This window comes from Jejuia sp. G7-7, assembly GCF_055808955.1.
On the sequence record NZ_JBVVSZ010000002.1, the window covers coordinates 2,108,383 to 2,134,505 of the forward strand.

Genomic DNA, 26,123 nt, shown 5'->3' on the forward strand with positions numbered 1-26,123 from the left:
GTTTCATTTTCTGGATTAAATTTAGAAAGCCCTTTATTGGTAGAAATCCAAAGGTTTGTATTGTCGTCTTCAAGAATACCTTTTATTACATTATTAGGTAAGCCATCCTTTTCCTTATAACTTATAAATTTGGAAGGTATATTTTCAGTTGGAGGAATATATTTATTCAGCCCTCCTCCAAAAGTACCAATCCAAAGTGTACCTTTACTATCTTCAAATAATTCTAAAATATAGTCACGTGGCTAATACTGTTTTTATCATCTAGAGAATGCTTAAAAATTTTAAACTTTGGATTTTCTTTAGAAATTTCATCTTTAGGTAACATAGATAGTCCTTTTCCTGTTGCAAACCACATATTACCATTTTTGTCTTCCAGAATATTTCTTATGATATTACTGGGAATACTTAAATAATCTCTTTCATTGTAAGATAAATAACCTTTTTGTAAGTATTAGAAATCTCATCATAGAGCCATCTATTTATACCATTATATAGTTCCTACCCAAAGATTATTATTGCTGTCTTCAAAAATTGAAAAAATACTGCCTGGTAACGCACTAAAATCAAAATAATTTGTTTGCTTAATATTGTTTACATCGGTTATATCTAACTGTAAAGAGAGCTATAATTTTCTCCTCCAACCAGAAGGATTTTTTTATCATTTTTTTGAACTTCTGTAATGGTAAAGGCTTTTTGGATATCAGAGAATTTTTGAAACCCCAAATAAGAAGTACTACCATCTCTTTTGGAAGCATGTTTAAGTCACCTCCTTCTGTACCTATCCATAAATTGTTATAGCTGTCTTCATAAATCGATCTAATTTTATCATAACTTAAACTCTGTGGATTTAAGCTGCTTTTTATATGTAAAAAGGGTTTTTTGTTGGATCAAGTTTATTGATGCCACCACCATTAGTGCCAATCCATATGATTCCCGTTTTATCTTTAAATAGTGATTTTATGATGTTTTTACTTAATGAATTTTCTTCTTGAGGATGATATACATACTGGCTTACTAGATTAAGGTTTTTTAAAGAGTCGGTCGTTTGAAATTTGAATAAACCTCTATCAGAACCAGCCCAAATGGTATTATTATCAATAAGAACGCTATTAAAGGGTATGTAGGTATTACTGTTAAAAATACGTTTTAGTTGGCTTGCTTCAATGTTATAAGAAAAAAAACCATTGTAAATTCCCAGTAGTAAAACACCATTTTTAATTTCACTTATGCTTCTAATTAAAATATTGTTTGCGCTTTTTAATTCAAAAGAATCGAGTAAACCATTTGTATTTTCAATTAGTGAAAATAACCCTCTATTGGTGCCTATCCATATTTTACCTTTACTGTCTTCAAAAATGCATAATACATTGGTTGGTTTAGGTTTAGAATTTTTTAAACTAAAACGCTTAAATGAAACAGGTTCATTTTTTTTTATTTCAGCAACGTTTAATCCTTGAGTTGTAATTACCCATAGTCTATTTTTAGAATCAACTAAGATGTTTTGAACATTATTTCCGTTTAAACTGTTTGGGTCTTCAGGGTTGTATAAGTATTGTGTGAAAGTTTCAGTTTTTCTGTTAAAATAACTTAGTCCTTCACCTGAAGTTCCAATCCATAAGTTCCCTTTAATGTCTCCTGTTAGAGCAAATATTAAATTACTATTTATACTTTTTGGATTGTTTGGATCTGGGTTATATACTGTGAAATTATAACCATCATATTTATTAAGTCCGTCATGAGTTCCAAAACCACATAAACCCTATGATTGTCTTGATAGATGCAATTTACATCATTTTGTGATAAACCGTTTGATGTTCCTAAACGCTCAAAGATTACATCATTTTGCAAGACCTGAGAATTAATATTAAATAGTCCGCATAAAAAGACTATGAAACAAACACACTATTGTAATGCTTTTTTAAGTTCAAAGGGGAGATATATTTATAAAGAAAATAGTGCCTCAAATATACCTATAAAAATAGAACAAATTAAATGTTGAGTATGGTTGTGTTAAATTACTAAAAATTTTTAGTTTAAGGTATTTTTAGTAATAAACCATCTCCAACCAATTATAGCCATTTGTAGTTTATTGGCATTAGCTAAATCTAGTTTTTGTTTGGAATAACTTGGTGAGGATGCTTTCATTAACCTTTGCTAAAAATTTAAAAACTTGCTTTTTCATGAATTTGTTAAATCTTTTTTTGTAAAAATAGTAAAACTTATTCTAGACTAAGTTTTACATGTTTTTTGGTTTAGAACATTGAAATAATTACTAGAATTATATCAATTACAAATTTGGCAAGTGTTATCATATTTTTAGGTTTTAAGGGTTAATATTATCAATGTTTTTTCAATATATATATTTACCAATATGGTCACCAAATATTTTTATGAAAATCGATGCATTTGAATGTGTATTTGTAAGTAAAAAAGAGTAATTGATTTCGGTATTTATGTGACTGCCTTGAGTTTTGTTTTTAAATGATATTTAAAATGTTTATTTGTGTTTTAATTTAAAACAATTGTAGGTGGTTTTTAGATGTTTTTTTAAAAGCCTAGGGGGTTTTTATAGAAAAAAGGTGTTTTTTCTCCATTTCATCTTATTATAAGAGAAAATAATTCTTATTTGTAATTGTTTTTTAATTTATACTTACTTAATAATAGCTACTTGCAGTTCTTAAATAACAACTATTTATTTGTAATTTGGGCGATAACAAAAGGGCCGAGCTTTATTCGTTGATTTATATATTAAATTAATGAACTCATGAGTATAACTATTTAGGTAATCGCTTTTTTGTGTTGTATAGATGCAGCAATACAAAAGTAGTTTCAACAAATGTCTCAATCTCCAATGCAAAACAAGCATGGAACTGTTTTTTTTATTTTCTGTTATTGTTTAAAAATCGTAAATCAAAAATCGTAAATACTTAAAGGTTATATTATCTTCGCTAAAAAATAATTTATGAGTTTGCTTTGGGTAATCTTTGGGTTTATATTATTAGTAGTAGGAGGTGAGTATCTAGTGCGTTCTTCTGTGGCGTTATCTTTTAAATTCAAAATTTCAAAAATGGTAATTGGGATGACGGTGGGTGTCATTTGCAACATCAGCACCAGAGTTATTAGTAAGTCTCCAAGCTGCTTTAACAGATTCTCCAGCAATAGCAATTAATAACGTAGTAGGTTCTAATATTGCTAATATTGGCTTAGTGTTAGGTGTTACCGCTATGGTTGGGTCAATTGCAGTAGACAAGTCATTCTATAAACTGAACTGGCCAGTAATGATGTTATTTTCATTAGCCTTGTATTACTTTTTAAAGAACGATAATGTATTAACTGCCTATGAAGGCGCAACACTATTTATAGCGCTCATTATTTTTTTATTCGTTTTAATAAGAAGCGCTAAAAAGGATACAGTTGTTGAAGATGTGGATGATAAGCTATCTACTGTTTCAAGTTTTAAAATAATTATTTGGTTATTAATAGGGGCGTTAGCACCTTATTTTGGTAGTGAATGGCTTGTAGAAGGCTCAAAGGAAATTGCAAGATCCATTGGCGTTAGTTGAAGCTGTAATAGGTGTGTCTTTAATAGCGATTGGTACTAGTGTTCCTGAATTAGCGGCTTCTGTTATTGCAGCGGCAAGACAGGAAAAAGCAATTTCTCTGGGTAACTTAATAGGTTCTAATATTTTTAATATTGCATCTGTATTAGGATTAACATCTCTAATAAAGCCAATAGAAGTAACCGAACCTCAAATATTATCTAACGATATTTTTTGGATGTTAGGGTTCGCTGCGGTATTGATTCCGCTTATATTTTTGCCAAGACGCATGCAGATTAGTAGGTTTAAAGGCTTTTCTTAATATTTGCTTATGGAGCATTTATGTTTTGGTATTTACTCAAGGAAAGATTTAGAAAAAACGCTCCAAAAGTTTTAATTTTGGAGCGTTTTATATTTTAAGACTTTTAATTCTTAAAAATAGTCTGCTTTCTATCAGGACCAACAGAAACAATAGTAATTGGTGTTTCTAGTTCTTTTTCTAAAAAGTCTATGTAATCGTTTAATTCTTTTGGTAATTGGGACGCTTCTGACATTTCTGTTAAATCTTCGCTCCAACCTTTAAACTCTGTATAGATAGGTTCTACATTTTCTGGTTCAATATTATAAGGTAAGTGCTTAATCACTTCACCTTTATATTTATAAGCTGTACATACGGTTTTAAAGCCAGAAAGTACATCACCCTTCATCATGTTAATTTTGTAACACCATTAACTTGGCAAGCATATTTTAATGCCACTAAATCTAACCAACCACAACGTCTTGGACGTCCTGTAGTTGCACCAAATTCATGACCAACTCGTGCCATAGTTTCACCATCTTCATCAAATAATTCTGTTGGAAATGGTCCAGAACCTACACGGGTTGTATAAGCTTCAAATATCCCAAAAACATCCCCAATTTGATTAGGAGCAACTCCTAATCCTGTACATGCTCCAGCTGCAGTTGTGTTGCTTGAAGTTACAAACGGATATGTTCCAAAATCAATATCTAATAAAGAGCCTTGTGCGCCTTCAGCAAGAATTGTTTTACCATTTCTTTGAGCTTGATAAACAAATTCTTCTGAATCTATAAACTTCAACGACTTCAATACTTTAACAGCTTCAAAAAATTCTGCTTCTAAATCTGCTAAATCATATTCGATTTCAACATTGTAATAAGCAATCATAGATTCGTGCTTATCGGCTAATGCTCTATAGCGTTCTTTCCAATCGCTTAATTCTAAATCGCCAACACGAATACCGTTTCTACCAGTTTTATCCATGTAAGTTGGGCCTATACCTTTTAAAGTAGAGCCAATTTTAGCTTTTTCCTTTTGAAGCTTCACTTGCTGCATCTAACAAACGATGTGTTGGTAATATGATATGCGCTTTTCTTGAAATCAGCAATGATTTTCTGTAATCAATATCTTTGCTCTTCAAGTTTGTCTAATTCTTTTTTAAAAATAACAGGATCTATAACAACACCATTACCAACTAAATTAGTTGCATCGTCATGAAAAATCCTGAAGGGATTGTATGTAAAACATGCTTTTTTCCATTGAATACTAAAGTGTGCCCTACATTTGGGCCACCTTGAAAGCGAGCTATAATATTGTAATTTTTAGTTAATACGTCAACAATTTTTCCCTTGCCTTCGTCTCCCCATTGTAGTCCTAGTAGTAAATCTACTGCCATTGTAAAAATTAAGTCAGTTAGTTTTCCTGATCAGTTTCAGGAGTTTTTCGGTTTCCGTAAAAATAAATTGAGTGATTAGTAATCTTTATATCGAATACTTCTTCTATAGTTTTTAATTGATTGAATTCTAGGGTCGCAAAACTCGATGACTTCACCTGTATCAGTTAAAATAACATGATCGTGCTGTCTATCAAAATACGATTTTTCGTAATGAGCTTGGTTTTGACCAAATTGGTGTTTTCTAACCAATTTGCACTCTAAAAGTAATTCAATAGTATTGTAAAGTGTAGCGCGAGATACTCTATACTTTTTGTTTTTCATATTGAGATAAAGTGACTCAATATCAAAATGCTCAGTACTATCATAAATTTCTTGAAAGTATAGCATATCGTTCGGGCGTTTTTCTATGCCCGTTGGATTCAAGAAAGCTGGTAAAAACACTTTTTACAATCTCTTGGTTTTTGCTATCTGTATTTGAACTCATAATTGCGACGCAAATTTACACTTTTTATACTCTTGATACCTTATCAATACCATTAATTTTTTTAAGTTTTTCTAAAATTTTTCTAAGTAAAGCTTTATTTTTTACTACAACCTTAATTTTTCCAGAAAATAAACCATCATCTGTTTCAAAACTCAAACTTTTCATATTTATATGCATATTGTCTGAAATAACTTTTGTGATATCGTTAACCAATCCAAGATGGTCAATTCCAGAAATGGTAATCTCAGTAGCATATTCTTGTTGAGTAGAATCTATCCATTTAGCACCCATAATACGATATGCATAATTGGATTGTAGGTTGAGCGCATTCGGGCAATTCTTTTTGTGAACTTTAATACCTTCAGAAACTGTTAAAAAACCAAAAACTGTATCGCCTGGTATTGGGTTGCAACAATTTGATAATTTATAATCTAATTTTTTCTTCTTCCTTACCAAAAACTAAAGAATCATAATTAGAAGTTACTTCTTCTTTTTCTAGTTGATCTTTAGAAATAGTTTGCTTTCTGGAAATTTTGTTTTTAATAAAACTCATTAAAACATTACTTCTAGAGGAAGCAAAATCCTTAAGCATTGTATTATCTATGGAACCAATTCCAACACGATAAAATAAATCTAAACTTGTTTTTAAGTTAAAATGACGCACTAAATCATTGACAGAAGATTCGTTGAGTGTAATTTTTAGTTGTTTTAATTTACGTCTTAAAATTTCCTTGCCTTCTTCTCCTATTGTTTTTCGGTCTTCTCTCAGAGCAGATTTAATTTTTGACCTTGCTCTTGCTGTCGTTGCATAGTTTAGCCAGTTGGCGTTTGGTTTTGAAGTTTTTGAAGTAATGATCTCTACTTGATCTCCGCTTTTTAGTTCATGACTTAAAGGCACTAGTTTGCCATTTACTCTAGCACCTCGTGTATTCATACCAACCTCTGTATGTATATGAAATGCAAAATCTAGCGATGTTGCTCCTGTAGGAAGTGATTTTAATTCCCCATTTGGTGTAAAAACGAATATTTCTTTGGGCATAAAGATTTAGTTTAAATTGCTCTACAAAATCTACAGCATTCATATCGGGGTTTTCTAATGCTTCTTGTAGCCTACTAATCCAGCTTTCTAAATTATCTTCCTTTTTCGCCTTGTTGTTTATACTTATAATGAGCAGCATAGCCTTTTTCTGCAATTTCGTTCATACGCTCACTACGTATCTGTACAGCCCAATTACCTTTGGGGCCCATAACGGTAATGTGTAAAGCTTCGTAACCTGTTCCTTTTAGAGAAATCCAACTCTTAGTCGGATTGGGTTGGGTCTAAAATGATCGGTGACTATGGAATATATTTTCCATGCTAAAAATTTTTCGTTTTCTTCTTCACATTTATAGATAATTCTAATGGCAAATTTATCATATACTTCATCAAACGAAACACCTTGTTTTACCATTTTTCGTCGAATTGAAAAAATGGATTTGGGTCGCCCTTTATGGTGTAATCAAAGTCCTCTTTGTCTAAAGATTTTTGAATAACCGAACTAAATTGTTCAATATATTTATCCTGTTCTTCTTTACTCTCTTTTATTTTATGAAGAATATCATTATAGACTTCAGGTTCAGTATATTTAAGTGCTAAATCTTCAAGTTCAGTTTTTATGTTGTAAAGCCCTATTCTATGTACTAAAGGAGCATAAATGTATAAGGTTTCTGATGCTATTTTTACCTGTTTGTCAGGCCGCATAGCATCCATGGTTTGCATATTGTGAAGTCTGTCTGCTATTTTTATAATGATAACCCGTACATCATCATTTAACGTTAATAACATTTTTCTGAAATTCTCAGCTTGTAAGGATACATCCATATCCTGCTCTTTACTTAAAGACGAAATTTTTGTTAATCCGTCAACAATTCTGGCAACAGTTTCACCAAATAATTGTTCAATATCATCAATGGAATAGTCTTCGCAGTCTTCAACTACATCATGAAGAAGCGCAGCAGCAATTGAAGTAGCGTCTAAACCAATTTCTTGGGCTACAATTTTTGCAACAGCTAAAGGATGGAAAATGTAAGCTTCTCCAGATTTTCTACGCTGAGTTTTATGACCATCTAAGGCAATTTCAAACGCTTTACGGATGAGCTTTTTATCATCATCAGACAGGTTTGTATAGCTTACTTTGAGTAGCTCTTTGTAAGCTTTGGCGATGGCTGCGTTTTCTTTTTCGATTTCTTCTTCAGACATCGAATAAAAATAAGATAATCATGGCGAATAGCCAATACAGATTTTATATTTTTTTAAGAAATTTTATTTAGGAATTCTATAAGTTTTTTTGTGGCTTTTCCGCGATGTCCAATCTTGTTTTTCAATTCTAAATCCATGTCAGCAAAAGTAAGCTCATAGTTATTTGGTTTAAAAATAGGATCGTAACCAAAACCTTTATTTCCAGATTTAGATATAGTAATTTCACCTTTACAACTTCCTGTAAAAGTTTCAATTTTATTATTTATGCTAAGTGCAATTACAGTTTTAAATTGTGCATCTCGATTAGATTTTTTTTTAAATTTTGGAGTAGTAAATTCATGTTATCGTTAGCATTTCTCTGTTTGCCTGCATAACGCGCAGAATAAACTCCGGGAGCTTTGTTTAATACATCAACTTCTAAACCTGTATCATCTGCAAAACAATCATATCCGTAATTAGACTTGATATATTCTGCTTTTTGAATGGCATTACCTTTAATAGTATCTTGAGTTTCTGGAATATCCTCAAAGCATTCTATATCTTTTAAGCTTAGTAATTCAATATTTTGTGGAAGTAAAGCTTGTACTTCTTTTAGTTTATTCAAGTTGTTAGTAGCAAATACTAAATGCATAGATAATTGTTTTAATGATCAAAAATAGTTTTATTTCTTTGATGCTAAAAACTTATAGTGCAAGTGTTAGACTTTCCAAACCATTTTATCCGGTTTTTAGAAGCTGATTTGTATATGTAATCGCGAATTAATCTTGGAATAAAGACTAATAAAGCCGCAACTCGTTGCCATTTTGGTATTTTAGAGATTATTTTTAAAAACCCATCAGAATGTGTTTTTAAACCATCTTTGTCTATTAAAATTACTGTATCTAATTGTTGTGTTGAAAAACCGTGAATCTTTAAAAGTTCTTGACCTGATGGTGATTGAAATGCTACAAAATGAAATAGTTCTGAAGGCGCAAGCTTTAAAAGCCAACCTACAACTCCATTGCATAAATTACATTCGCCATCAAAAATTATAATATCTTTTGCTGTTTGAGTGTTCATAGTTTATTGATTTCTATAATAATAGACGGATAAATATAAATTGGCTTTCAAAATTTTAAAAATTTTAAACTTTTTTTATGATTTAAGTCATTAAGGATAATTGTTATAAATTGTATCTTTAGTAAAGAATTTAAAATTTTAAAACAGGAAGACTATGACAGTAAATTTTCAATATGTAGGTGTAGATGTAAGTGAAACATTATCAGATTTCACAAAAGAAAAATTAGAGAAATTATTTAATAAATATGAGTTTTTGATTGGAGCTATGGTTTATTTTAAGCAAGATGAAAAAGAACACAATGCTGGAAAAATTTGTAATATAGAATTAAGTTTACCCGGACCTAGAATTTTTGCAACATCCAATGAGCATAATTTTGAAGTGTCAGTAAGAGAAACCATTAGTGATTTAGAAAGACAATTGAAGAAACGCAAGGAAGTTTTTAAGACGCATTAAAAAAATGGCAGAAGGAGGGGGACCAATGACCGAAAAAAAGAGAGCTAAAAAAAATTAGCTCTCTTTTTTTATTTGAGTAAGAACTGTAAACTGAGACTGAAAACTATTTACCTATGGTGGTAAGGTTCATTTTTTAAAATCGTAAAACCTCGATACAGCTGTTCTATAAAAAATAATCGTATCATTTGATGAGAAAATGTCATTTTAGAAGAGAGAGTTTTCCATTGGCTTTCTTATAGATATCGTCTGAAAATCCATAAGGGCCACCAATAACAAAAACTAGTTGCTTGATACCAGAATTCATATATTTCTGTAGATACCCTGAAAAATTTACAGAGTCAAATTGTTTTCCGTTTTCGTCAAGAAGTACCAAAGTATCAGTAACGTTTAATTTTTTTAAAATAAGTTCGCCTTCTTTCTGTTTCTGCTCAATCTCGCTTAAGTTTTTTGTTTTTTTTAGATCCGGAATAATATCTAAATCAAAATTTATGTAATGCTTTAATCGGTTTTTATAAGTGTCAATTAAAGCTATAAGTTCCTTATTATCAGTTTTACCAATTACGATAAGTTTTATTGTCATGGGGCAAAATTACAATTTACTTTTTTACGAAATTTATATTTTAAAGCATTAAAACTAAAAAATTCGTAATTTAACATTCCGTTTATTATTTTTGCTGAAATTCCTTAGTATGATAACCAAAGAGTATTTTGAAAAAGAAGTAGCATATATTATAGAAAATGCTATTAGAGAAGACGTTGGAGATGGAGATCACAGTTCGTTAGCTTGTATTCCAGAAAACGCTCGTGGAAGAGCAAAACTTTTGGTAAAAGACAAAGGTGTTATTGCAGGCGTTGCTTTTGCTAAACGTGTTTTTGAATATGTAGACAAAAAGCTAAGGGTTGAAGTTAAAATTGAAGATGGTACACCAGTTTCTTTTGGTGATATTGTGTTATATGTTGAAGGACCTTCTCAATCAATCTTAAAGGCAGAGCGTACAGTTTTAAACGCAATGCAGCGTATGAGTGCAATTGCTACTAAAACCAGAGGTTTCGTGGAATTACTTAAAGGTACAAAAACAAGAATTTTAGATACACGTAAAACTACTCCTGGTATTAGAGTTTTAGAAAAATGGGCTGTTAAAATTGGAGGAGGAGATAATCATAGGTTTGCTTTATATGATATGATTATGCTAAAAGATAATCATATTGATTTTGCAGGAGGTATCACAAAAGCTATTGATATGACCAAAGAATATCTTAACGAAACAGGTAAAGATCTTCAAATTATGGTTGAAGCTAGAGATTTAACCGAGGTTGAAGAAATTCTACAAAGCGATGGTGTATACCGTATTTTGATTGATAATTTTGATTACGAAGACACAAAAAAAGCTGTTGAAATGATAGGGGATAAGTGCCTTACAGAATCTTCTGGAAACATCAATGAAGCTACTGTTAGGCATTATGCTGAGTGTGGTGTAGATTTTATTTCTTGTGGTGCTTTAACGCATTCTGTTCATAACATGGATTTAAGTTTAAAAGCAGTTAAATAGCTTTTTATTCTTTTTTATTTCTGAAACAATTTCTTCTTTAGTGCGACTAATTTTTTAACTTGCATGATAGTAAGTTCTACCTGAAAATTATTAGCAATTAATGGCAAAACCAATCCGAGACAGATTAGATACTATTCCAGTAGTAAATATTTTAGTCAGGCTTTTAGAAAATATTAAACTACCTGGTCTTGAAGGTTTATCGTTATATGATTTATTAGAATTGTATGCCATAGGTATTGTTAAAGGTGCGCTAACAGCCAGAGCAAGTGCTATCGCATTTAGTTTTTTTACCGCATTATTCCCTTTTTTATTGTTTGTACTTATTGTGATTCCTTACATTCCAATTGATGGTTTTAAGTTAGAGTTTTTGGCATTTTTAGAATCGTTTTTACCACCAACAACATCAGGTTTTTTCTTTGAGAATATTTTCGGAAACATAGAACAAACGCAACGTGGAGGTCTCTTGTCTTCTGTATTTGTTTTGTCAATTGCTTTAATGGCAAATGGCGTAAATGCGGTGTTTTCAGCTTTTGAAAATTCATACCACGAACAATTAACACGTAACGTTTTTAAACAATATATTTTTGCACTAGGTATCGCTTTAATATTAGCTTTTCTATTGATATTAACTATAGCTGTTTTAGGATATTTTCAAATTTATGTGATAGAAGAAGCATTGTGGTTTTTTAGAAATAGAGGTTATGATGTAGATGCTGATGGTGTATTTTGGTTTGATATTGCTAAATATGTGTTTTTTGTAATTATGGTGTATCTGGCAACTGCAACATTGTATTATTTTGGAACGAAGGAAGGGAGACAATCAAAATTTTTCTCAGTTGGCGCTTTGTTTACAACGCTTTTAATCATATTAACCTCTTATTTATTTGGTATTTATATTGAAAATTTTAGTCAATACAATAAACTTTATGGTTCTATTGGAGCGTTATTAATATTACTATTCTATTTGTGGATGAATTCCAATATTTTACTCTTAGGATATGAGTTGAACGTATCTTTAAATAAATTACGAAAGCGAAAGTAATTTATGGAGTATTTTATAGATGTCATATTACCAATTCCACTACAAAAACTATTTACATATAGTATTACTGCTGCAGAAGCTGATTATCTAAAGCAAGGCATGCGCGTTTCTGTACCTTTCGGAAAATCAAAAATTTATACAGGTTTAGTGTATCGCATTCATAATGAAGCACCGTTAGTTTATGATGCAAAAGATATTCATCAGATTTTAGATGAAAGTCCGCTTGTGAATGAAATTCAGTTTAAATCATGGGAATGGATTTCAAAGTATTATATGTGTACTATGGGAGATGTGATGCGAGCAGCATTACCAAGTGCTTTTATCTTAGAAAGTGAAACGGTAATCACAAAAACGAATGACCAAGTTAAAGATGTAGATTTAAAAGATGATGAGTTTTTAGTTTATGAGGCTTTACATCATCAATCGTCATTAAAAATCCAAGATGTGATGAGTATTTTGGATAAAAAGACGGTGTTGCCTGTAATTAAAAGGCTAATCGATAAAAATGCTATTTCTGTTCAAGAAGAAGTCTATGAAAAATACAAACCAAAATTGGTGCGCTACGTGAAATTAAGTGCTAATTATTCATCTGAAGAAAATCTTAAAAAATTATTAAGTGATTTGGATAGAGCGCATAAGCAAAGACAGGTAGTTATGACGTTATTTATGCTGTCCTCTAAAACTAAAAAACCAGTAAAAGTATCAGACTTAATTTCTGAAAGTGCTGCTTCATCTTCAATTATAAAAACATTAATTGATAAAACTATTTTAGAAGAATATCATATTCAAACAGATCGTGTTGAGTTTCTTGGAGAAGCCAATGAGGATTCTAAAAAACTAAACGAACATCAAGAAAACGCATTATTAGAAATAAAAACTGAGTTTGAAACCCATCATACTACATTATTACATGGTGTAACATCATCTGGTAAAACCGAAATTTATGTAAAGCTGATTGAAGATGTTTTAAATTCTGGAAAACAAGTCTTGTATTTATTACCAGAAATTGCTTTAACTACGCAACTGGTCGGTCGCTTGCAAAATTATTTTGGTGAGAAGGTGGCTATTTTTCATTCTAAATATTCATCACATGAACGTGTTGAAGCTTGGTACAACGTTTTACAAAATTCCGCTAAAGCGCAAATAGTTTTAGGAGCGCGTTCGTCTATATTTTTACCTTTTAAAAACTTGGGGTTAATTATTGTAGATGAAGAACACGAACAATCTTTCAAACAATTTGACCCTGCGCCACGTTACCACGCCAGAGATACGGCAATAGTTTTAGCACATATGCACAATGCAAAAACATTGTTAGGTTCTGCAACACCTAGTTTAGAAAGCTATTTTAATGCTCAAAAGTTACGTTATGGTTTTGTTGAGTTAAACCACAGATTTAATAATGTTTTAATGCCAGAAATTGAACTTGTAGATATTAAAGATAAGCATAAACGAAAGCTAATGAAAGGGCATTTTAGTGATAGGCTTATTGAGGAAATGAAGGAGACACTTGCTGAAGACAATCAAATTATTTTGTTCCAAAATCGTCGTGGTTTTTCGCCAATTATTGAATGTAATACTTGCGGACATGCACCACAATGTCCAAATTGTGATGTTAGTTTAACGTTTCATCAATATAGAAATCAATTACGTTGTCATTATTGTGGTTACAATACTGCAATGCACAAAAAATGTAGTGCTTGTGGTAGTCCAGAATTAGATAATAAAGGATTTGGTACTGAGCAAATAGAGGAAGAGGTTAAAATTTTATTTCCCGATTATAAAGTAGCTCGTATGGATCTGGATACAACAAGAGGAAAGTATGGTTACGAGAAAATAATCACAGCTTTTGAACAACAAGAAGTTGATATTTTGGTAGGTACGCAAATGCTTACAAAAGGCTTGGATTTTAGAAATGTAAAGTTGGTAGGTGTTATGAATGCAGATAATATGCTAAACTTCCCAGATTTTAGAGCACACGAGCGTAGTTTTCAACTCATAATGCAAGTGTCTGGTAGGGCAGGGAGAACCGATAAACGTGGAAAAGTTTTGGTGCAAACCTATAATCCATATCATAATATTTTGCAGCAAGTATCTTCAAATAGTTATAAATTGATGTTTAAAGAGCAAATGGATGAACGGTTTAATTATAAATACCCGCCAGTTTACAAGCAAATAAAAATTACATTGAAGCATAAAGATTATAATCGGGTAGAAAACGCTTCAATTTGGTTGGTGAAATCGTTGCGTCAAGTTTTTAATGATAATGTATTGGGACCAGAATCTCCACCTGTATCAAGAATTCGTAATCAATTTTATAAAAATATTTTAGTCAAAATTCCCAAGCAACAATCTTTATCAAAAACAAAAGAAGCTATCATTAAAATTAACAATAGCTTCTTTAGTATTAAAGATTTTCGGTCGGTTAAAAATAATTTTAAATGTCGATAACTTCTAGTGAAATTTATTAAAAAACTTCTTTATTGAACTAGAACTGATTTGAATCAGTATCTCGTTTTAAAATATTAGTTGTAAGATTAAATATTATTTAATGCGTCAACTAGTTGAGTCTTCTTATTTCTACTTAAAGGAATTTCGTAAGCACCAACTTCAACATTCTTACTGTTAAATCTATCTATTTTATCAAGATTAACAATATAAGATTTGTGAATTCTTAAAAATTTGTTTTCGGGCAATTCTGCCTCAAAAGCTTTCATTGTAGATAAAACTACTAAGCTTGTTTCTTCAGTAACTAATTTTACATAATCACCAAGAGCTTCAATCCATTTGATATCCTTAATATAAACTTTACGTTTTTTAAGGTTACTCTTTACAAAAATATGCTCACCTTCTTCCTCATGGAAATCTAGTGTTAATTTATGTTGTTCAAGAGCTTTTTCAACAGATGTGTTAAAGCGTTCTTTAGTAATTGGTTTGTGTAAATAATCGGTAGCGTCATAATTAAATGCTTTAAAAGCATATTCAGTTTTACCGGTTACAAAGATAATTTGGGGTTTTTTGTTCAATACGTCTAAAAGTTCAAAACCATTTAGCGCTGGCATTTCAATGTCTAAAAAAATTAAGTCTACTTGATGCGTATTTAAACCATTTTTTGTTTCGAGAGCGCTACTGTACTCTGCAATTAAGTTTAGTGATGGATGATTCTCCACTAACTTAACTATAGAGAGACGTTGTATCGCTGAATCGTCTACTACTACACAGTTTAAAGTCATAACATTTATATTATTTCGGTTAAGATATCGACAATAGTACGAATAATTCGGTTAAAAACCAAAAAACATCGTTAAAGCGTCTATTTTAACATAATATTAACAATTGCTTAGTTCTAATATAAGTGATTATTTTTTAAACTAATTTAAGTCTAATAATTAATAATTAAATTGTTGCGTAATATGATGAAAATAAGTATTTTTGCATCCAATTTTTAATAAATAAATAGATTTTTATGAATCATTATGAAACTGTTTTCATCTTAAATCCCGTTTTATCTGACGATCAGATAAAGGAGACAGTAAAGAAATACGAAGATTTTCTTGTTTCTCAAGGCGCAAAGATGATATCCAAAGAAGATTGGGGGCTTAAAAAGTTAGCTTACCCAATTCAAAACAAGAAAAGTGGCTTTTACCACTTATTTGAGTACCAAGTTGCTGGAGAGGTAATTGAGCCTTTAGAAGTAGAGTTTAGGCGTGATGAGCGTTTTATGCGTTATTTAACTGTTGCATTAGACAAGCATGCTGTGTCTTGGGCAGAGAGAAGAAGAGAAAAACTTAAAGCAAAAGCATGAGTATGGCATCTATAGATCAACAAGCAAAAGCAAAAAAAGACGGAGAAATCAGGTATTTAACTCCGCTTAATATAGAGACAAACAAGCAAAAAAAGTATTGTCGTTTCAAAAAATCTGGTATTAAGTATGTAGATTATAAAGATGCAGACTGGTTATTAGGTTTTGTTAACGAGCAAGGTAAAATTTTACCAAGACGTTTAACGGGTACATCATTAAAGTATCAAAGAAAAGTATCTGTAGCTGTAAAAAGAGCACGTCACTTAGCTTTAATGCCTTACGTAGGCGATTTATTAAAATAAAACAATCATAACAATGGAACTTATATTAAAACAAGACGTTGAAAATTTAGGATTTAAAGACGATGTTGTAACAGTTAAGAACGGTTATGGTAGAAACTTTTTAATTCCTCAAGGTCAAGCTATGTTAGCGACACCTTCTGCTAAAAAAGTTTTAGCAGAAAACTTAAAGCAACGCGCTTTTAAAGAAAAGAAAATAGTTGATGATGCTAATAAAACTGCTGAAGCACTTAAAGCATTAGAAATTAAGATAGCTTCTAAAGTAGGGTCTGGAGATAAGTTATTTGGTTCAGTAAATAACATCGATTTAGCTGCAGCTTTAGAAAAAGAAGGACACGCTATAGATAAAAAATTCATCTCGGTTGCAGGTGGAAATGTGAAACGTTTAGGTAAATATAATGCCGTAGTTCGATTGCACAGAGAAGTATCTGTAGATTTACCGTTTGAAGTTATCGCACAAGCATAATTTTCAAATACAATAGTATCTTAAAACCGTTTGGATGTACTTCTAAACGGTTTTTTTATGAAACTCATTTAAAAAACTTAATTTTGGGTTATGAAATACGCCAGATTATCTAAAGAACAATTTGAAGAATTACATAAAGAGTTTATCAACTTTTTAGCAACACAATCTATAACTGCTGATGAATGGACAAATTTAAAAGCTAATAAACCAGATTTAGCTGAAATGGAGCTGGATGTGTTCAGCGATTTAATTTGGGAAGGTGTGCTAAATCAAGCAAAGTATTTAGAGCATTTTGCACCTCAGCATATGTATTTATTTCATTTAGATGAAAAAAACATGCATGCTATTGTAGTAAATGTTAAAAATGAAGACATTGATATCACTACAAAAGAAGGTTATGGTTGGTTACGTGAAAATTTAATGGATGATTCTGTTGAATTTTTACAAGCAGATAAAGCATATACTGATGATAAAAATTTAGACAAATTTAAAATGATTGAACAAGGAGCTTCAATTACTAAAGGAGAATTGTACAGTTATTTTTATGATATCATAAATTAGTTCTGTCATTCCTGCGTAGGTAGGAATCTATTTTAATATAAACTGTTATTTTTGCAACTCCTCATCACACTATTCCATTAGTTATTGTATGGAGAGGTTTTAATAAACAGTATTTTCTATAATCAATAAAAAGAAATGCCTGCCCCAGCAGGTAATTGAATATGGCTCAAAAACCAAGCATCCCAAAAGGCACAAGAGATTTTAATCCAGAACAGGTAGCAAAACGAAACTATATTTTTTATACCATTCGTGGAGCTTTTGAAACCTACGGATTTCAATCTATTGAAACACCAAGTTTTGAAAACTCTGATACGTTAATGGGTAAATATGGAGATGAAGGGGATAGGTTAATTTTTAAGATTTTGAATTCTGGGGATTATTTATCTAAAGCAAATTCTGAAGCTTATACCAAAAAGGATTCAAATAAATTAACAGCGAGTATTTCTGAAAAAGCCCTCCGTTACGACCTAACCGTTCCATTCGCACGTTACGTAGTGCAACACCAAAACGAGATAGAATTTCCATTTAAACGCTATCAAATTCAACCTGTTTGGCGTGTTGACAGGCCCCAAAGGGGGCGTTTTAGAGAGTTTTACCAATGTGATGCGGATGTGGTAGGAAGTAAATCTTTATGGCAGGAGGTAGAATTTATTCAATTGTATGATACCGTATTTTCTGCTTTAAAACTGAAGGGTGTTACCATTAAAATAAACAACAGAAAAATATTATCAGGCATTGCTGAAGTTATCGGCGCTTCTGATAAATTAATTGATTTTACTGTTGCTCTTGATAAACTTGACAAAATAGGCGAGGAGAAGGTAAAAGATGAAATGCGTACTAAAGGTATTTCAGAAGAAGGTATTATAAAATTACAACCATTATTTACGTTATCGGGCTCTTTTGAATCTCAAATAGAAAGCTTAAAAACTATTTTATCATCTTCCGAAGAAGGTAAGAAAGGTATTGAAGAATTAGCCTTTATTGATGGCGCTATTTCTGAATTAGGCTTATCAACAGCCAAATTACAATTGGATGTTACACTAGCTCGTGGTTTAAACTACTATACAGGTGCAATTTTTGAAGTTGCAGCTCCGGAAACTGTAAAGATGGCTTCTATTGGTGGTGGTGGTCGCTATGATGACCTTACTGGTATCTTCGGAATGAAAGATATGAGTGGTGTTGGTATTAGCTTTGGCTTGGACAGAATTTATCTGGTATTGGAAGAATTAGGTCTGTTTCCAGAAACGGTTTCAAAAAACATAGATGTACTGTTTATCAATTTTGGAGAAAAAGAGGCGTTGTTCAGTTTAAAAGCTATTAAAAAACTGCGTTCTCAAGGTATTAATGCTGAATTATATCCAGATGCGGCCAAAATGAAAAAACAAATGAACCATGCCAATAAACGGAATATCCCATTTGTTGTTTTGGTGGGAGAACAAGAAATAGCCTCAAATAGTTATACACTTAAAAAAATGGTTTCTGGCGAGCAAGAAAAAGTAGCACTTGAAACTTTAATCTCAGAAGTAAGGAAGCCTTGAAGGGTCCCTCTGAGCCTTGAAGTAGAGTTTAGAAAACGGTAGATTTGGGCTTGTTCTAACTAAAAGTAACTCAACTTTTTTTCATATTGTTCTAAATAGTAAAAGCAAGTTAATCTCTTTTTTTATAAGATATTAACTTGCTTTTATTGTTGTTACTACGTACTTAAATTATAACTAATCAACTAGTATTTTCTTTGTGATAATTTTATTTTCAGTATGAAGCTTTATAATGTAAACACCAGATTTTATTTGTTTTGCTTGGTGTTCTATTACTGTTTCATCAGAATTAATCTTGAAGTTATTTACTGACTGACCAATAATATTGTATAGATTTACTTCTTTTATGTTTAAAGATTCAGGGTTAAGAATCACAATATTTTTAGTATCATTAGTAAAGTAAATATTTAAATTATCACTCAGTTCATCATCTTCAGACGATAGTAAAAGTGAATTTGCAAATACTAACTCAAAACGATTATTATGTTCTCCAGATTCTAAATAAGTTTCAAACTTTCCTTCACTTAAATCTTTATAAGTACCAAGTACCTTATCATGAATAATAATTTTTTCCTTCACTTATATTTTCAAGCGCATCAATTTTAATAGTCGCTATTCCCGCTTTATCAATTTTTAAACCTAAAGGTAAAACTTGGTCTTGATTAAAATTATTAACAGCTTGGATTATAAAATTAGAATTATTGAATACCCAATACATATCTTCTTTATTGGTTTCAATTAGTGGTGCATCATAGCCCATATCAAAATTATTAGAACATTTTTCATCGGCACCAACCAATAATTGACGATGATACCCATTAGGAGAATCGAGCATTAATCTTATTTTTTGCCTTTCATCGTTATTAGTGTTTTTAGTAATATGGTTCTTGTTTTTTGTCTTTCCGGATTTTAAAAATATTGAAGCAGCAGTTCCTTCTCTTTGGAATACACGTTGACTATTTTTAAATATTAAATTTCCACCATCAATGGTTTCAGTTAATGCAGGATCGTTAGGATCTGGATCTGGAGTCATATCCATATCTAGATCTTCTCCATCATTATTAAGGTCTATGTCTAAAATTGCTGACACAAAGAAGCCTTGTCCAACAGGAACATATCGACCGGGAGTTTTTGTACCGATACTACCAGAATTATTAATTCTTATGTCATTACTAATAGCAACAGCTCCTCCCATTAAGGTGTAAGTTGCATAACCTCCTTGGTAATCACTTAGAACATGAGAACCAGAAGCAAAATGATCCCAGAAGTAAAGTACGCCATTAATAACATTTCCACTAGAATTTCTTCCATCTGTTTCCAAGTTACTAATGTTATCTTTAATAAACTCATCAGCATCTAATGCAGATGGGTAAGGGTTTCCTACCAAATACTCGTTTCCTGCTGTAATTGGTAATGTAATATCTCCATTATTGGGTTTACCTTCAAAAACATAATTTTGTGTTGATGCATGTGAAGTTCCTGAACTTGCTACACCTTTCATTGTAAATCCTTCGCCAACATTCAACAAACCACCACTTCTGATATGTTGCCAAGCCGCATAATTATCAGCTTGTAAGTTAGCATATTTCCATATCCAAAAATCAGCAATATCTATATCTGTACCGGAAATATTTCCATCATAGTTTGATGTTATAAAGGTAATGTCATTAGGTGTTGCGCTTACAGTACCATTTCTTAGAATATTATTGTTGAGATTAAATGCTGTATTGTTGGTAGAAATATTACTAAGTCCAACTGGAGAACACCAATAGTTATATGTGTATAAATCTTGAGTTCCTTGTTGGTCTCTTTGTAAAGAACCAGCACTACTTGTTGCCAATACACTACCTTCGTCTTGCAATAATTGAGATTCACCAACTAAATCTATATCACCATCCATTTCTAGATAATGAGTAACTCTTAAACTCTGACCAGAATTAGTTTCGTCTTGTGGCTCTATTGGATCAGCTATTGTAAGCGTAGTACCTGGGGTGTCTGCTATTAAACCAAGAACTGTAATATCTTTATCTCCTGATGTAATATCATGAGAAGTTACTACAATATTCCAATCGATTATTGTTGATCCATCTATTCCTAGGGCATCAGGGTGACTCCAAACTGAGTTTCCTTGAGACCATGGTGTTGTAGCTGTATTGTCTGTCCATTCTCCGTCTCTTACAGTTGTATAAGGTAATGGAGCAGTTTGTGGTTGTGTTGTTGTTATGTTTTTGGAAAACCATGAGATGATGCAGCAGTCGATTGATCTACAGCTATTCCAGTATTCATAGGATAATATCCTGTTAAACTTGCCCAAGATAAACTTCCTGAAATATCATTATTTAAGACACTTCCTTGAACAGTACCTCCGTTATTTTGTATTTCTTGGTTCATCATTTCATGAAGTTGAGTAGCTGATAAACTTACATTCCAAATACGAACTTCGTCAATAAATCCATCAAAATGGTTAGTTGCACTTGTGCATGGGTTATCACTATCATACATTCCTCCAATCATAAACTTTTCAGTCCCGTTTGTAGGTGCTCCAGAAGGAGAACCAGATGCAAGTTCAATACCATCAATATATATTCTTGCTGTTCCTCCATCATAAGTTGCTGCTACATGATGCCATTTGTTGTTTGTTATTGCGTGAGACGATGTAATATCAATTAATGCTGAACCTGAATTATCATACCATTTTAGGTTGACAAAATTTCCTGAGTTCACTACTAGATGGTAACCTCTTTCGTTACCAGACTTTGCATCTCTTTTAGACATAATAGTAGCTTCAGAACCAGATGAACTTTCTTGTAATACCCATGCCTCTATTGAGAAAGCACCAGTAAAGTCATGATTATCTCCAAAGTCAATAAAATCATTTGCACCATCAAAATCTATTGGAGAATTTGAAGCTCTCCAATCTCTGTCATGCATGCCATCTGCAATTGGGTGAGATGTAGCTTGAAGACTTGAATTTGTTGCTAAAAAAGTTGCATCATTATTATCAAATCCATCATCTAAACCATCCCCATCTGTATCGGTACCTGTAAAGAGACCAGTATCTGCATTTGGTGAATCACTTCCGTTTACTACACCATCACCGTTAGTATCATGTCCTTCAATACTATCATTTTCAGGGTCATCATCAGAATTTGTATCTAAATAATCAGGAATACAATCATGGTCAGTATCTATAGGTGTTAAGCCATTTCCTCCAAAGCTTCCTGAATTGTCAAATGCGTTAGGAATACCATCTCCATCGGTATCAGTAGTTCCATAGGCAACGTATGAACCAGTTGCTTGCGCTTCGGTATTATCAGTTATACCATCATCGTCAGAATCAATATCTATAAAACTAGGGTAGCCAGTATTATCTGTATTGTGATTAGGGTAACTATCAGGAACACCATCAGCATTTCCATCAGGTCCGGTTAAAAGTCTACTACTAGCACCATCATATGCATCATGGTATCCATCATCGTTTGTATCTGTAAATCCATCAATTTGACCATCTCCATTAGTATCAAATTGACCTGATTCGATAATGTCTAAAATACCATCGTTATCACTATCTAAATCAATTCGATTTTCTATAGTGTCTCCATCGAAATCTCCAAAATTAATTGTTGAGGTTTCGAAAGTATTATAGTTAGCAGAGTCATTATCATAAATATCAGCTAAACCATCACCATCGGTATCAGTTAAAACATTTACAATACCATTACCTACTGTGTCGTAACCTCCAGCTTCAACCAAATCTGGTATACCGTCGTTATCACTATCTTGGTCAATTGTATCGTCTATTCCATCTCCGTCAGTATCCACAATACAATATTGCATACCTGCAACTCTAATTGTTGAGCCATTTGGTTGCTCAATTGTGAAAACTATTCTACTTATGCTAACGCCAGGGAAGTAAAAATATACAGAGTGATTTGCATCATCAGCAACACTATCGCCATCATAATTTGTACCTCCTCCGCCTACACTATCACTAAAAGTATTGCCAGCATGGGCTACATTAGAACCCAAATGATAAATATTTGGTATTGCAGTTAGGTCAATTAAAGTATTAGTGTCGTCATAAACATCAACAGTCCATGTCTCATTTTCATCAAAATCTACCAATTTAAAAAATAAATCATCAACATCTGTTACGAAATCCATGGTCATAGTTCCGGAAGTAGCAGGACCACTAACTCTGATAGACCATCCTTGCTCTCCAGCATTATAACTTGTAATATCATTAAAAGTACCTGTTATGCTATAGTCTATTTGATTACCATTGTCAAGGTTTTTAGAAAAAGGAAAATCTGATAATATTGACTCTTCTGATCCTCCGCCAGAATTTAAATCTTCAAATTGACTACTTTGACAACCTTCAATAATATCGGGAACACCATCATTATCATCATCAGCATCTATATAGTCAGCTACGGTATCTCCGTCACTATCTGGAGAAGTAGGTGGCATAAATACATAATCGTTGTTTGTATACATTTCAAAGTCAAATCTTAAGTCTGAACTTGTAGGTCTATGCTGGTGAATTTCTACAGCAATTTCATAAGTGCCTGTAGGTAAACCGAAAAAAGGGTTTGATACTTTTTTGTAATCCAAGTAGTTTCTTCTGATCCCGAAACATCAGAAAGGCCGTGTGTTGTTAAATAAGTTAAATAAGTCCAAGTAGTAGGCATATTATCTGTCCAAACTAATGTTCCGTTTACGTAAACAGCCATACCGTCATCTCTTAGAGCTCTCATTACCAAAGTTGAATTTGCTACATCAATGGCGGTAACTGTATATGATTTTCTAAAATAAGTTGTTGGATATTTATTGTTAGCATCTGGCCCATAACTAACTACTGTAGTAGGAGCATCTCCATAGCCTAATTCTGCATTACCAGTTGCCCAGGCTGCATAGTTAAAAGCTGTATTTGTTAGTTGAGGATTATGGTCTGTGCCATCGTCTAGATAGCTCCACGATCCTCCGGCACTAATTATTGCTCCCGCTCCTGAAACAATAAATGTATAGGGGTTTTCATTTGAGTCGTCATTAGCAATTGAAATAGTTGCAGTTTTTCCTCCTGGAGAAGTAGGGTTAAAAGTAATATCAAAAGTTGTACTCCCTGAGGCTGCAATTGGTGTGCTAGGGTTAGCAGTAAGCGTAAAATCAGCAGTATCACCAGTTAAGGTAATATACGGACTTGGATTCGTTAGGTTTAAGGTTGCAGTACCGATATTTTCAATAGTGAAAGTATGAGTGCTTGTACCAGTTGTAACATCTAACCCTCCAAAATCGGTATCATTTGCTACTGATGTAATAGTGCTTCCACTAGGAATGTTGGTAGTATTACCAGTTATATTTATTTCTGGAGCTACTGGAGCAACATAGTCATTATTTGTATACATTTCAAAATTGAAACTAATATCAGAACTATTAGCTCTTTGTTGGTGTATCTCCACAGCAACTTCATATGTTCCTGGGGTTAAAAAGGATTGTTTATTTTTTTGTTATCCAGGTGCTTTCTGCGCTACCAGAAACCTCAGTAACCGGTTGCATAAGTTAAATATCCCCAAGTAGCGGGAAGGTTGTCTGCCCAAACTAATGCTCCGTTAACATAAACTGCCATACCATCATCTCTAATAGCATTCATAACTAAAGTGGCGTTAGCTACATCAGCAGCAGTAACAGTATATGATTTTCTGAAATATGTTGTTGGATATTTAGCACCTGCACTAGGTCCATAACTAACAACGGTAGCTTCGTCTCCATCACCATAACCTAACTCAGCGTTGCCTGTTGCCCAAGCAGCATAGTTAAAAGCTGTATTTGTTAATTGAGGGTTGTGGTCTGTACCGTTGTCTAGATAACTCCAAGAGCCTCCTGCGGTAACTAATGCTCCAGCACCTTGCACCACAAAAGTATATGGATCTTCATCTGAATCGTCATTAGCTATAGAGATAGTTGCATTTTTTTCTCCTCCAGTTGTTGGGTTAAAAGTAATATTAAAAGTAGTGCTTCCAGAAGCTGCAATAGGAGTACTGGGGTTTGCAGTAAGTGTGAAATCTGCAGTATCACCAGTAATTGTTATAAATGGACTTGGATCCGTTAAATTTAGATCAATAGTTCCAGTATTTTCAATAGTAAAGGTATTTGTATTTGTTCCAGTAGTAACATCTAAAGCACCAAAATTGGTGTCATCACTAGTTAGCGCCGTTGTACTGCCATTAGCTATGTCAATCCCATTTCCAGTAATATTAATTTCTGGAGCAGGAGTTACACCTAAGCCTTGTATATCAAAAGTATATGGGTTTTCATCAGAATCATTATTTGCTATTGAAACAGTTGCAGACCTTGTCCCAACGGTAGTAGGATTAAATGTAACAGTAAACGTTGAATTACTACCAGATCCTACTGGAGATGTTGGATTAGCAGTTACGGTGAAATCACTAGTATGACCTGTAATTACAGGATTAGAAAATGTTAAATTTGCACCTCCAAAGTTTTGAATGGTAAATGTATGAGCTACAGGACTACCAATTGCTACTGTGCCATAGTCTGTATCAAGAACTGTTGAAATGGTTGTACTAGCATCTGGAATAGTATTATTATTACCTGATATATTTATTTCTCTTGAAGGTGGAACAGTATAAGCTACATTTAATTGTAAAAAGTGACTTCCACTATCACCATCTTCTGCTGTTCTAATATTAGGTGAACCAGAGTTTGGTGAAAATACAAATGCCATATCGTTACCAGAAGCCCATCCAGGTCTATCAATTATTTCTTTTACAATAGCACTTAAGTCGGATGTTCTTTGGTCAACTCCATTTAGACCTACAGTACCCCAATCTGGTGGAGACCAAGTTTGAGTAGCTGAGGTGCCATTTGAGATATCTCCATCTATTCGGTCTGAAATATTGAAAGCTGTAGTATTAAATTGAGCTGCATTATCAACATCAATACCTACAATGTCTATTGTTAATGCTCCAGTTTCAGCCTCATCAACATCAAATTGTATATAAGCACTAGTAATTGTTGCGCCTTGAGGTAGATTTACGTTTTGAAATCGAATACCTACTAACTGGTCAGATCCATCATTACAAAATTCTAGATCTGAACTTGTTAAATCTACTGTTCCAGAACTTATATCTTCTTCTGCATCATCTCCACCATCAGCATCTGTAATGTTTACACTAATTGTTTGCGAAAATCCACTTATACAAATAAACATAAATGTGCAAGCGAATAGTAACTTCCTGAGAGTAATTGTTGGTCTCATAAGCGGTTAAATTTTAGTTTGGGACTAATTATTTGAAGCAAATATATTACTTAGCTCCATGAAACGCAAAAATAATCGATGAAATACATTTTTTAAATTTATATGATTGATTTTTAGGTGTTT

General features: G+C 32.4%; 19 protein-coding genes and 9 pseudogenes. 10 read left to right on the forward strand and 18 right to left on the reverse strand.

Going from position 1 to position 26,123, the window contains the following annotated elements; genetic code table 11:
- Positions 1 to 41: 41 nt before the first annotated feature.
- The 5 genes and pseudogenes from AC0L5U_RS19965 to AC0L5U_RS19985 form a co-directional block, all read right to left on the reverse strand.
- Positions 42 to 230: pseudogene (locus AC0L5U_RS19965) on the reverse strand (two-component regulator propeller domain-containing protein); the annotation flags it as partial.
- Positions 224 to 403 carry a two-component regulator propeller domain-containing protein gene (locus AC0L5U_RS19970; protein ID WP_473418338.1) on the reverse strand — a complete coding sequence of 60 codons (180 nt, stop codon included), beginning with the start codon at positions 401 to 403 and terminating at the stop codon, positions 224 to 226. The gene AC0L5U_RS19970 and the pseudogene AC0L5U_RS19965, both read right to left, overlap by 7 nt.
- An 84-nt stretch (positions 404 to 487) precedes the next feature.
- Positions 488 to 604 (reverse strand): two-component regulator propeller domain-containing protein, encoded by a 117-nt coding sequence (locus AC0L5U_RS19975; RefSeq protein WP_473418339.1) that lies wholly within the window; start codon positions 602 to 604, stop codon positions 488 to 490.
- The gene (locus AC0L5U_RS19980; RefSeq protein ID WP_473418340.1) at positions 582 to 863 is read right to left on the reverse strand and encodes a two-component regulator propeller domain-containing protein; all 282 of its coding nucleotides are present in this window, start codon (positions 861 to 863) and stop codon (positions 582 to 584) included. The genes AC0L5U_RS19975 and AC0L5U_RS19980 overlap by 23 nt, the downstream gene beginning before the upstream one ends.
- Positions 860 to 1,666 (reverse strand): ligand-binding sensor domain-containing protein, encoded by an 807-nt coding sequence (locus AC0L5U_RS19985; RefSeq protein ID WP_473418341.1) that lies wholly within the window; start codon positions 1,664 to 1,666, stop codon positions 860 to 862. The genes AC0L5U_RS19980 and AC0L5U_RS19985 overlap by 4 nt, the downstream gene beginning before the upstream one ends.
- A 1,296-nt stretch (positions 1,667 to 2,962) precedes the next feature.
- On the opposite strand from AC0L5U_RS19985, the pseudogene AC0L5U_RS19990 reads away from it, so the two are divergent.
- Positions 2,963 to 3,861: pseudogene (locus AC0L5U_RS19990) on the forward strand (calcium/sodium antiporter).
- 103 nt (positions 3,862 to 3,964) lie between these two features.
- Here the strand turns inward: AC0L5U_RS19990 and AC0L5U_RS19995 are convergent.
- From AC0L5U_RS19995 to AC0L5U_RS20020, 6 genes and pseudogenes are all read right to left on the reverse strand, one after another.
- Positions 3,965 to 4,893: pseudogene (locus tag AC0L5U_RS19995) on the reverse strand (adenylosuccinate synthetase).
- Positions 4,859 to 5,233, reverse strand: a pseudogene (locus tag AC0L5U_RS20000) (adenylosuccinate synthetase). Before AC0L5U_RS20000 ends, AC0L5U_RS19995 begins: the two co-directional pseudogenes overlap by 35 nt.
- A 17-nt stretch (positions 5,234 to 5,250) precedes the next feature.
- Positions 5,251 to 5,717, reverse strand: a pseudogene (locus tag AC0L5U_RS20005) (Fur family transcriptional regulator).
- Positions 5,718 to 5,741: 24 nt separating this feature from the next.
- Positions 5,742 to 7,956: pseudogene (locus AC0L5U_RS20010) on the reverse strand (RelA/SpoT family protein).
- Between the two features lie 53 nt (positions 7,957 to 8,009).
- Positions 8,010 to 8,587: pseudogene (locus tag AC0L5U_RS20015) on the reverse strand (non-canonical purine NTP diphosphatase).
- 44 nt (positions 8,588 to 8,631) lie between these two features.
- Positions 8,632 to 9,015: a thiol-disulfide oxidoreductase DCC family protein gene (locus tag AC0L5U_RS20020; RefSeq protein WP_473418171.1), complete on the reverse strand. Its 384-nt coding sequence runs from the start codon at positions 9,013 to 9,015 to the stop codon at positions 8,632 to 8,634.
- 154 nt (positions 9,016 to 9,169) lie between these two features.
- On the opposite strand from AC0L5U_RS20020, the gene AC0L5U_RS20025 reads away from it, so the two are divergent.
- On the forward strand, positions 9,170 to 9,469 hold the full coding sequence (locus tag AC0L5U_RS20025; RefSeq protein ID WP_473418172.1) for an HPF/RaiA family ribosome-associated protein: 300 nt from the start codon (positions 9,170 to 9,172) through the stop codon (positions 9,467 to 9,469).
- A 107-nt stretch (positions 9,470 to 9,576) separates the two neighbouring features.
- On the opposite strand, the pseudogene rlmH reads toward AC0L5U_RS20025, so the two are convergent.
- A pseudogene (gene rlmH / locus AC0L5U_RS20030) lies at positions 9,577 to 10,049 on the reverse strand (23S rRNA (pseudouridine(1915)-N(3))-methyltransferase RlmH).
- A gap of 109 nt (positions 10,050 to 10,158) precedes the next feature.
- Between rlmH and nadC the strand changes: the two are divergent.
- From nadC to priA, 3 genes and pseudogenes are all read left to right on the forward strand, one after another.
- Positions 10,159 to 11,019, forward strand: a complete 861-nt coding sequence (gene nadC, locus AC0L5U_RS20035; RefSeq protein WP_473418173.1) for a carboxylating nicotinate-nucleotide diphosphorylase — start codon at positions 10,159 to 10,161, stop codon at positions 11,017 to 11,019.
- Between the two features lie 100 nt (positions 11,020 to 11,119).
- Positions 11,120 to 12,061: a YihY/virulence factor BrkB family protein gene (locus tag AC0L5U_RS20040; RefSeq protein ID WP_473418174.1), complete on the forward strand. Its 942-nt coding sequence runs from the start codon at positions 11,120 to 11,122 to the stop codon at positions 12,059 to 12,061.
- 3 nt (positions 12,062 to 12,064) lie between these two features.
- Positions 12,065 to 14,516: pseudogene (gene priA / locus AC0L5U_RS20045) on the forward strand (replication restart helicase PriA).
- Between the two features lie 79 nt (positions 14,517 to 14,595).
- Here the strand turns inward: priA and AC0L5U_RS20050 are convergent.
- Positions 14,596 to 15,291: a LytR/AlgR family response regulator transcription factor gene (locus AC0L5U_RS20050; protein ID WP_473418177.1), complete on the reverse strand. Its 696-nt coding sequence runs from the start codon at positions 15,289 to 15,291 to the stop codon at positions 14,596 to 14,598.
- Between the two features lie 233 nt (positions 15,292 to 15,524).
- Between AC0L5U_RS20050 and rpsF the strand changes: the two genes are divergently transcribed.
- The 5 genes from rpsF to hisS all read left to right on the forward strand — a co-directional run bounded on the left by rpsF (position 15,525) and on the right by hisS (position 18,724).
- Positions 15,525 to 15,863 (forward strand): 30S ribosomal protein S6, encoded by a 339-nt coding sequence (gene rpsF, locus AC0L5U_RS20055; protein WP_473418178.1) that lies wholly within the window; start codon positions 15,525 to 15,527, stop codon positions 15,861 to 15,863.
- Between the two features lie 2 nt (positions 15,864 to 15,865).
- Positions 15,866 to 16,162 carry a 30S ribosomal protein S18 gene (gene rpsR, locus AC0L5U_RS20060; RefSeq protein ID WP_473418181.1) on the forward strand — a complete coding sequence of 99 codons (297 nt, stop codon included), beginning with the start codon at positions 15,866 to 15,868 and terminating at the stop codon, positions 16,160 to 16,162.
- A gap of 13 nt (positions 16,163 to 16,175) precedes the next feature.
- A complete protein-coding gene (gene rplI, locus AC0L5U_RS20065) occupies positions 16,176 to 16,625 on the forward strand; it encodes a 50S ribosomal protein L9 (RefSeq protein ID WP_473418183.1) in 450 nt (149 codons plus the stop codon).
- Between the two features lie 90 nt (positions 16,626 to 16,715).
- A complete protein-coding gene (locus AC0L5U_RS20070; protein ID WP_473418184.1) occupies positions 16,716 to 17,186 on the forward strand; it encodes a DUF6495 family protein in 471 nt (156 codons plus the stop codon).
- A 161-nt stretch (positions 17,187 to 17,347) separates the two neighbouring features.
- Complete coding sequence (gene hisS / locus AC0L5U_RS20075) at positions 17,348 to 18,724, forward strand: histidine--tRNA ligase (protein ID WP_473418185.1); 1,377 nt, start codon at positions 17,348 to 17,350, stop codon at positions 18,722 to 18,724.
- Between the two features lie 174 nt (positions 18,725 to 18,898).
- Here the strand turns inward: hisS and AC0L5U_RS20080 are convergent, their stop codons facing one another.
- The 5 genes from AC0L5U_RS20080 to AC0L5U_RS20100 form a co-directional block, all read right to left on the reverse strand.
- Positions 18,899 to 19,300: a T9SS type A sorting domain-containing protein gene (locus AC0L5U_RS20080; RefSeq protein ID WP_473418186.1), complete on the reverse strand. Its 402-nt coding sequence runs from the start codon at positions 19,298 to 19,300 to the stop codon at positions 18,899 to 18,901.
- Entirely contained in the window at positions 19,275 to 21,035 is a 1,761-nt protein-coding gene (locus AC0L5U_RS20085; RefSeq protein ID WP_473418189.1) for a hypothetical protein, read from the reverse strand. Before AC0L5U_RS20085 ends, AC0L5U_RS20080 begins: the two co-directional genes overlap by 26 nt.
- Positions 20,942 to 23,335: a LamG domain-containing protein gene (locus AC0L5U_RS20090; RefSeq protein ID WP_473418190.1), complete on the reverse strand. Its 2,394-nt coding sequence runs from the start codon at positions 23,333 to 23,335 to the stop codon at positions 20,942 to 20,944. The genes AC0L5U_RS20085 and AC0L5U_RS20090 overlap by 94 nt, the downstream gene beginning before the upstream one ends.
- On the reverse strand, positions 23,269 to 24,180 hold the full coding sequence (locus AC0L5U_RS20095; RefSeq protein ID WP_473418191.1) for a choice-of-anchor D domain-containing protein: 912 nt from the start codon (positions 24,178 to 24,180) through the stop codon (positions 23,269 to 23,271). The genes AC0L5U_RS20090 and AC0L5U_RS20095 overlap by 67 nt, the downstream gene beginning before the upstream one ends.
- A gap of 80 nt (positions 24,181 to 24,260) precedes the next feature.
- A complete protein-coding gene (locus AC0L5U_RS20100) occupies positions 24,261 to 26,000 on the reverse strand; it encodes a choice-of-anchor D domain-containing protein (RefSeq protein WP_473418192.1) in 1,740 nt (579 codons plus the stop codon).
- Positions 26,001 to 26,123 lie beyond the last annotated feature (123 nt).

What these genes read in the sequence shown, in the direction of transcription:
- rpsR (WP_473418181.1), top strand. Translation starts at nt 15,866, where the DNA reads ATGGCATCTATAGATCAACAAGCAAAAGCAAAAAAAGACGGAGAAATC.
- rplI (WP_473418183.1), top strand. Translation starts at nt 16,176, where the DNA reads ATGGAACTTATATTAAAACAAGACGTTGAAAATTTAGGATTTAAAGAC.
- hisS (WP_473418185.1), top strand. Translation starts at nt 17,348, where the DNA reads ATGGCTCAAAAACCAAGCATCCCAAAAGGCACAAGAGATTTTAATCCA.
- AC0L5U_RS20020 (WP_473418171.1), bottom strand. Translation starts at nt 9,015, where the DNA reads ATGAACACTCAAACAGCAAAAGATATTATAATTTTTGATGGCGAATGT.
- AC0L5U_RS20050 (WP_473418177.1), bottom strand. Translation starts at nt 15,291, where the DNA reads ATGACTTTAAACTGTGTAGTAGTAGACGATTCAGCGATACAACGTCTC.
- AC0L5U_RS20025 (WP_473418172.1), top strand. Translation starts at nt 9,170, where the DNA reads ATGACAGTAAATTTTCAATATGTAGGTGTAGATGTAAGTGAAACATTA.
- AC0L5U_RS20100 (WP_473418192.1), bottom strand. Translation starts at nt 26,000, where the DNA reads ATGAGACCAACAATTACTCTCAGGAAGTTACTATTCGCTTGCACATTT.
- nadC (WP_473418173.1), top strand. Translation starts at nt 10,159, where the DNA reads ATGATAACCAAAGAGTATTTTGAAAAAGAAGTAGCATATATTATAGAA.
- rpsF (WP_473418178.1), top strand. Translation starts at nt 15,525, where the DNA reads ATGAATCATTATGAAACTGTTTTCATCTTAAATCCCGTTTTATCTGAC.
- AC0L5U_RS20040 (WP_473418174.1), top strand. Translation starts at nt 11,120, where the DNA reads ATGGCAAAACCAATCCGAGACAGATTAGATACTATTCCAGTAGTAAAT.
- AC0L5U_RS20070 (WP_473418184.1), top strand. Translation starts at nt 16,716, where the DNA reads ATGAAATACGCCAGATTATCTAAAGAACAATTTGAAGAATTACATAAA.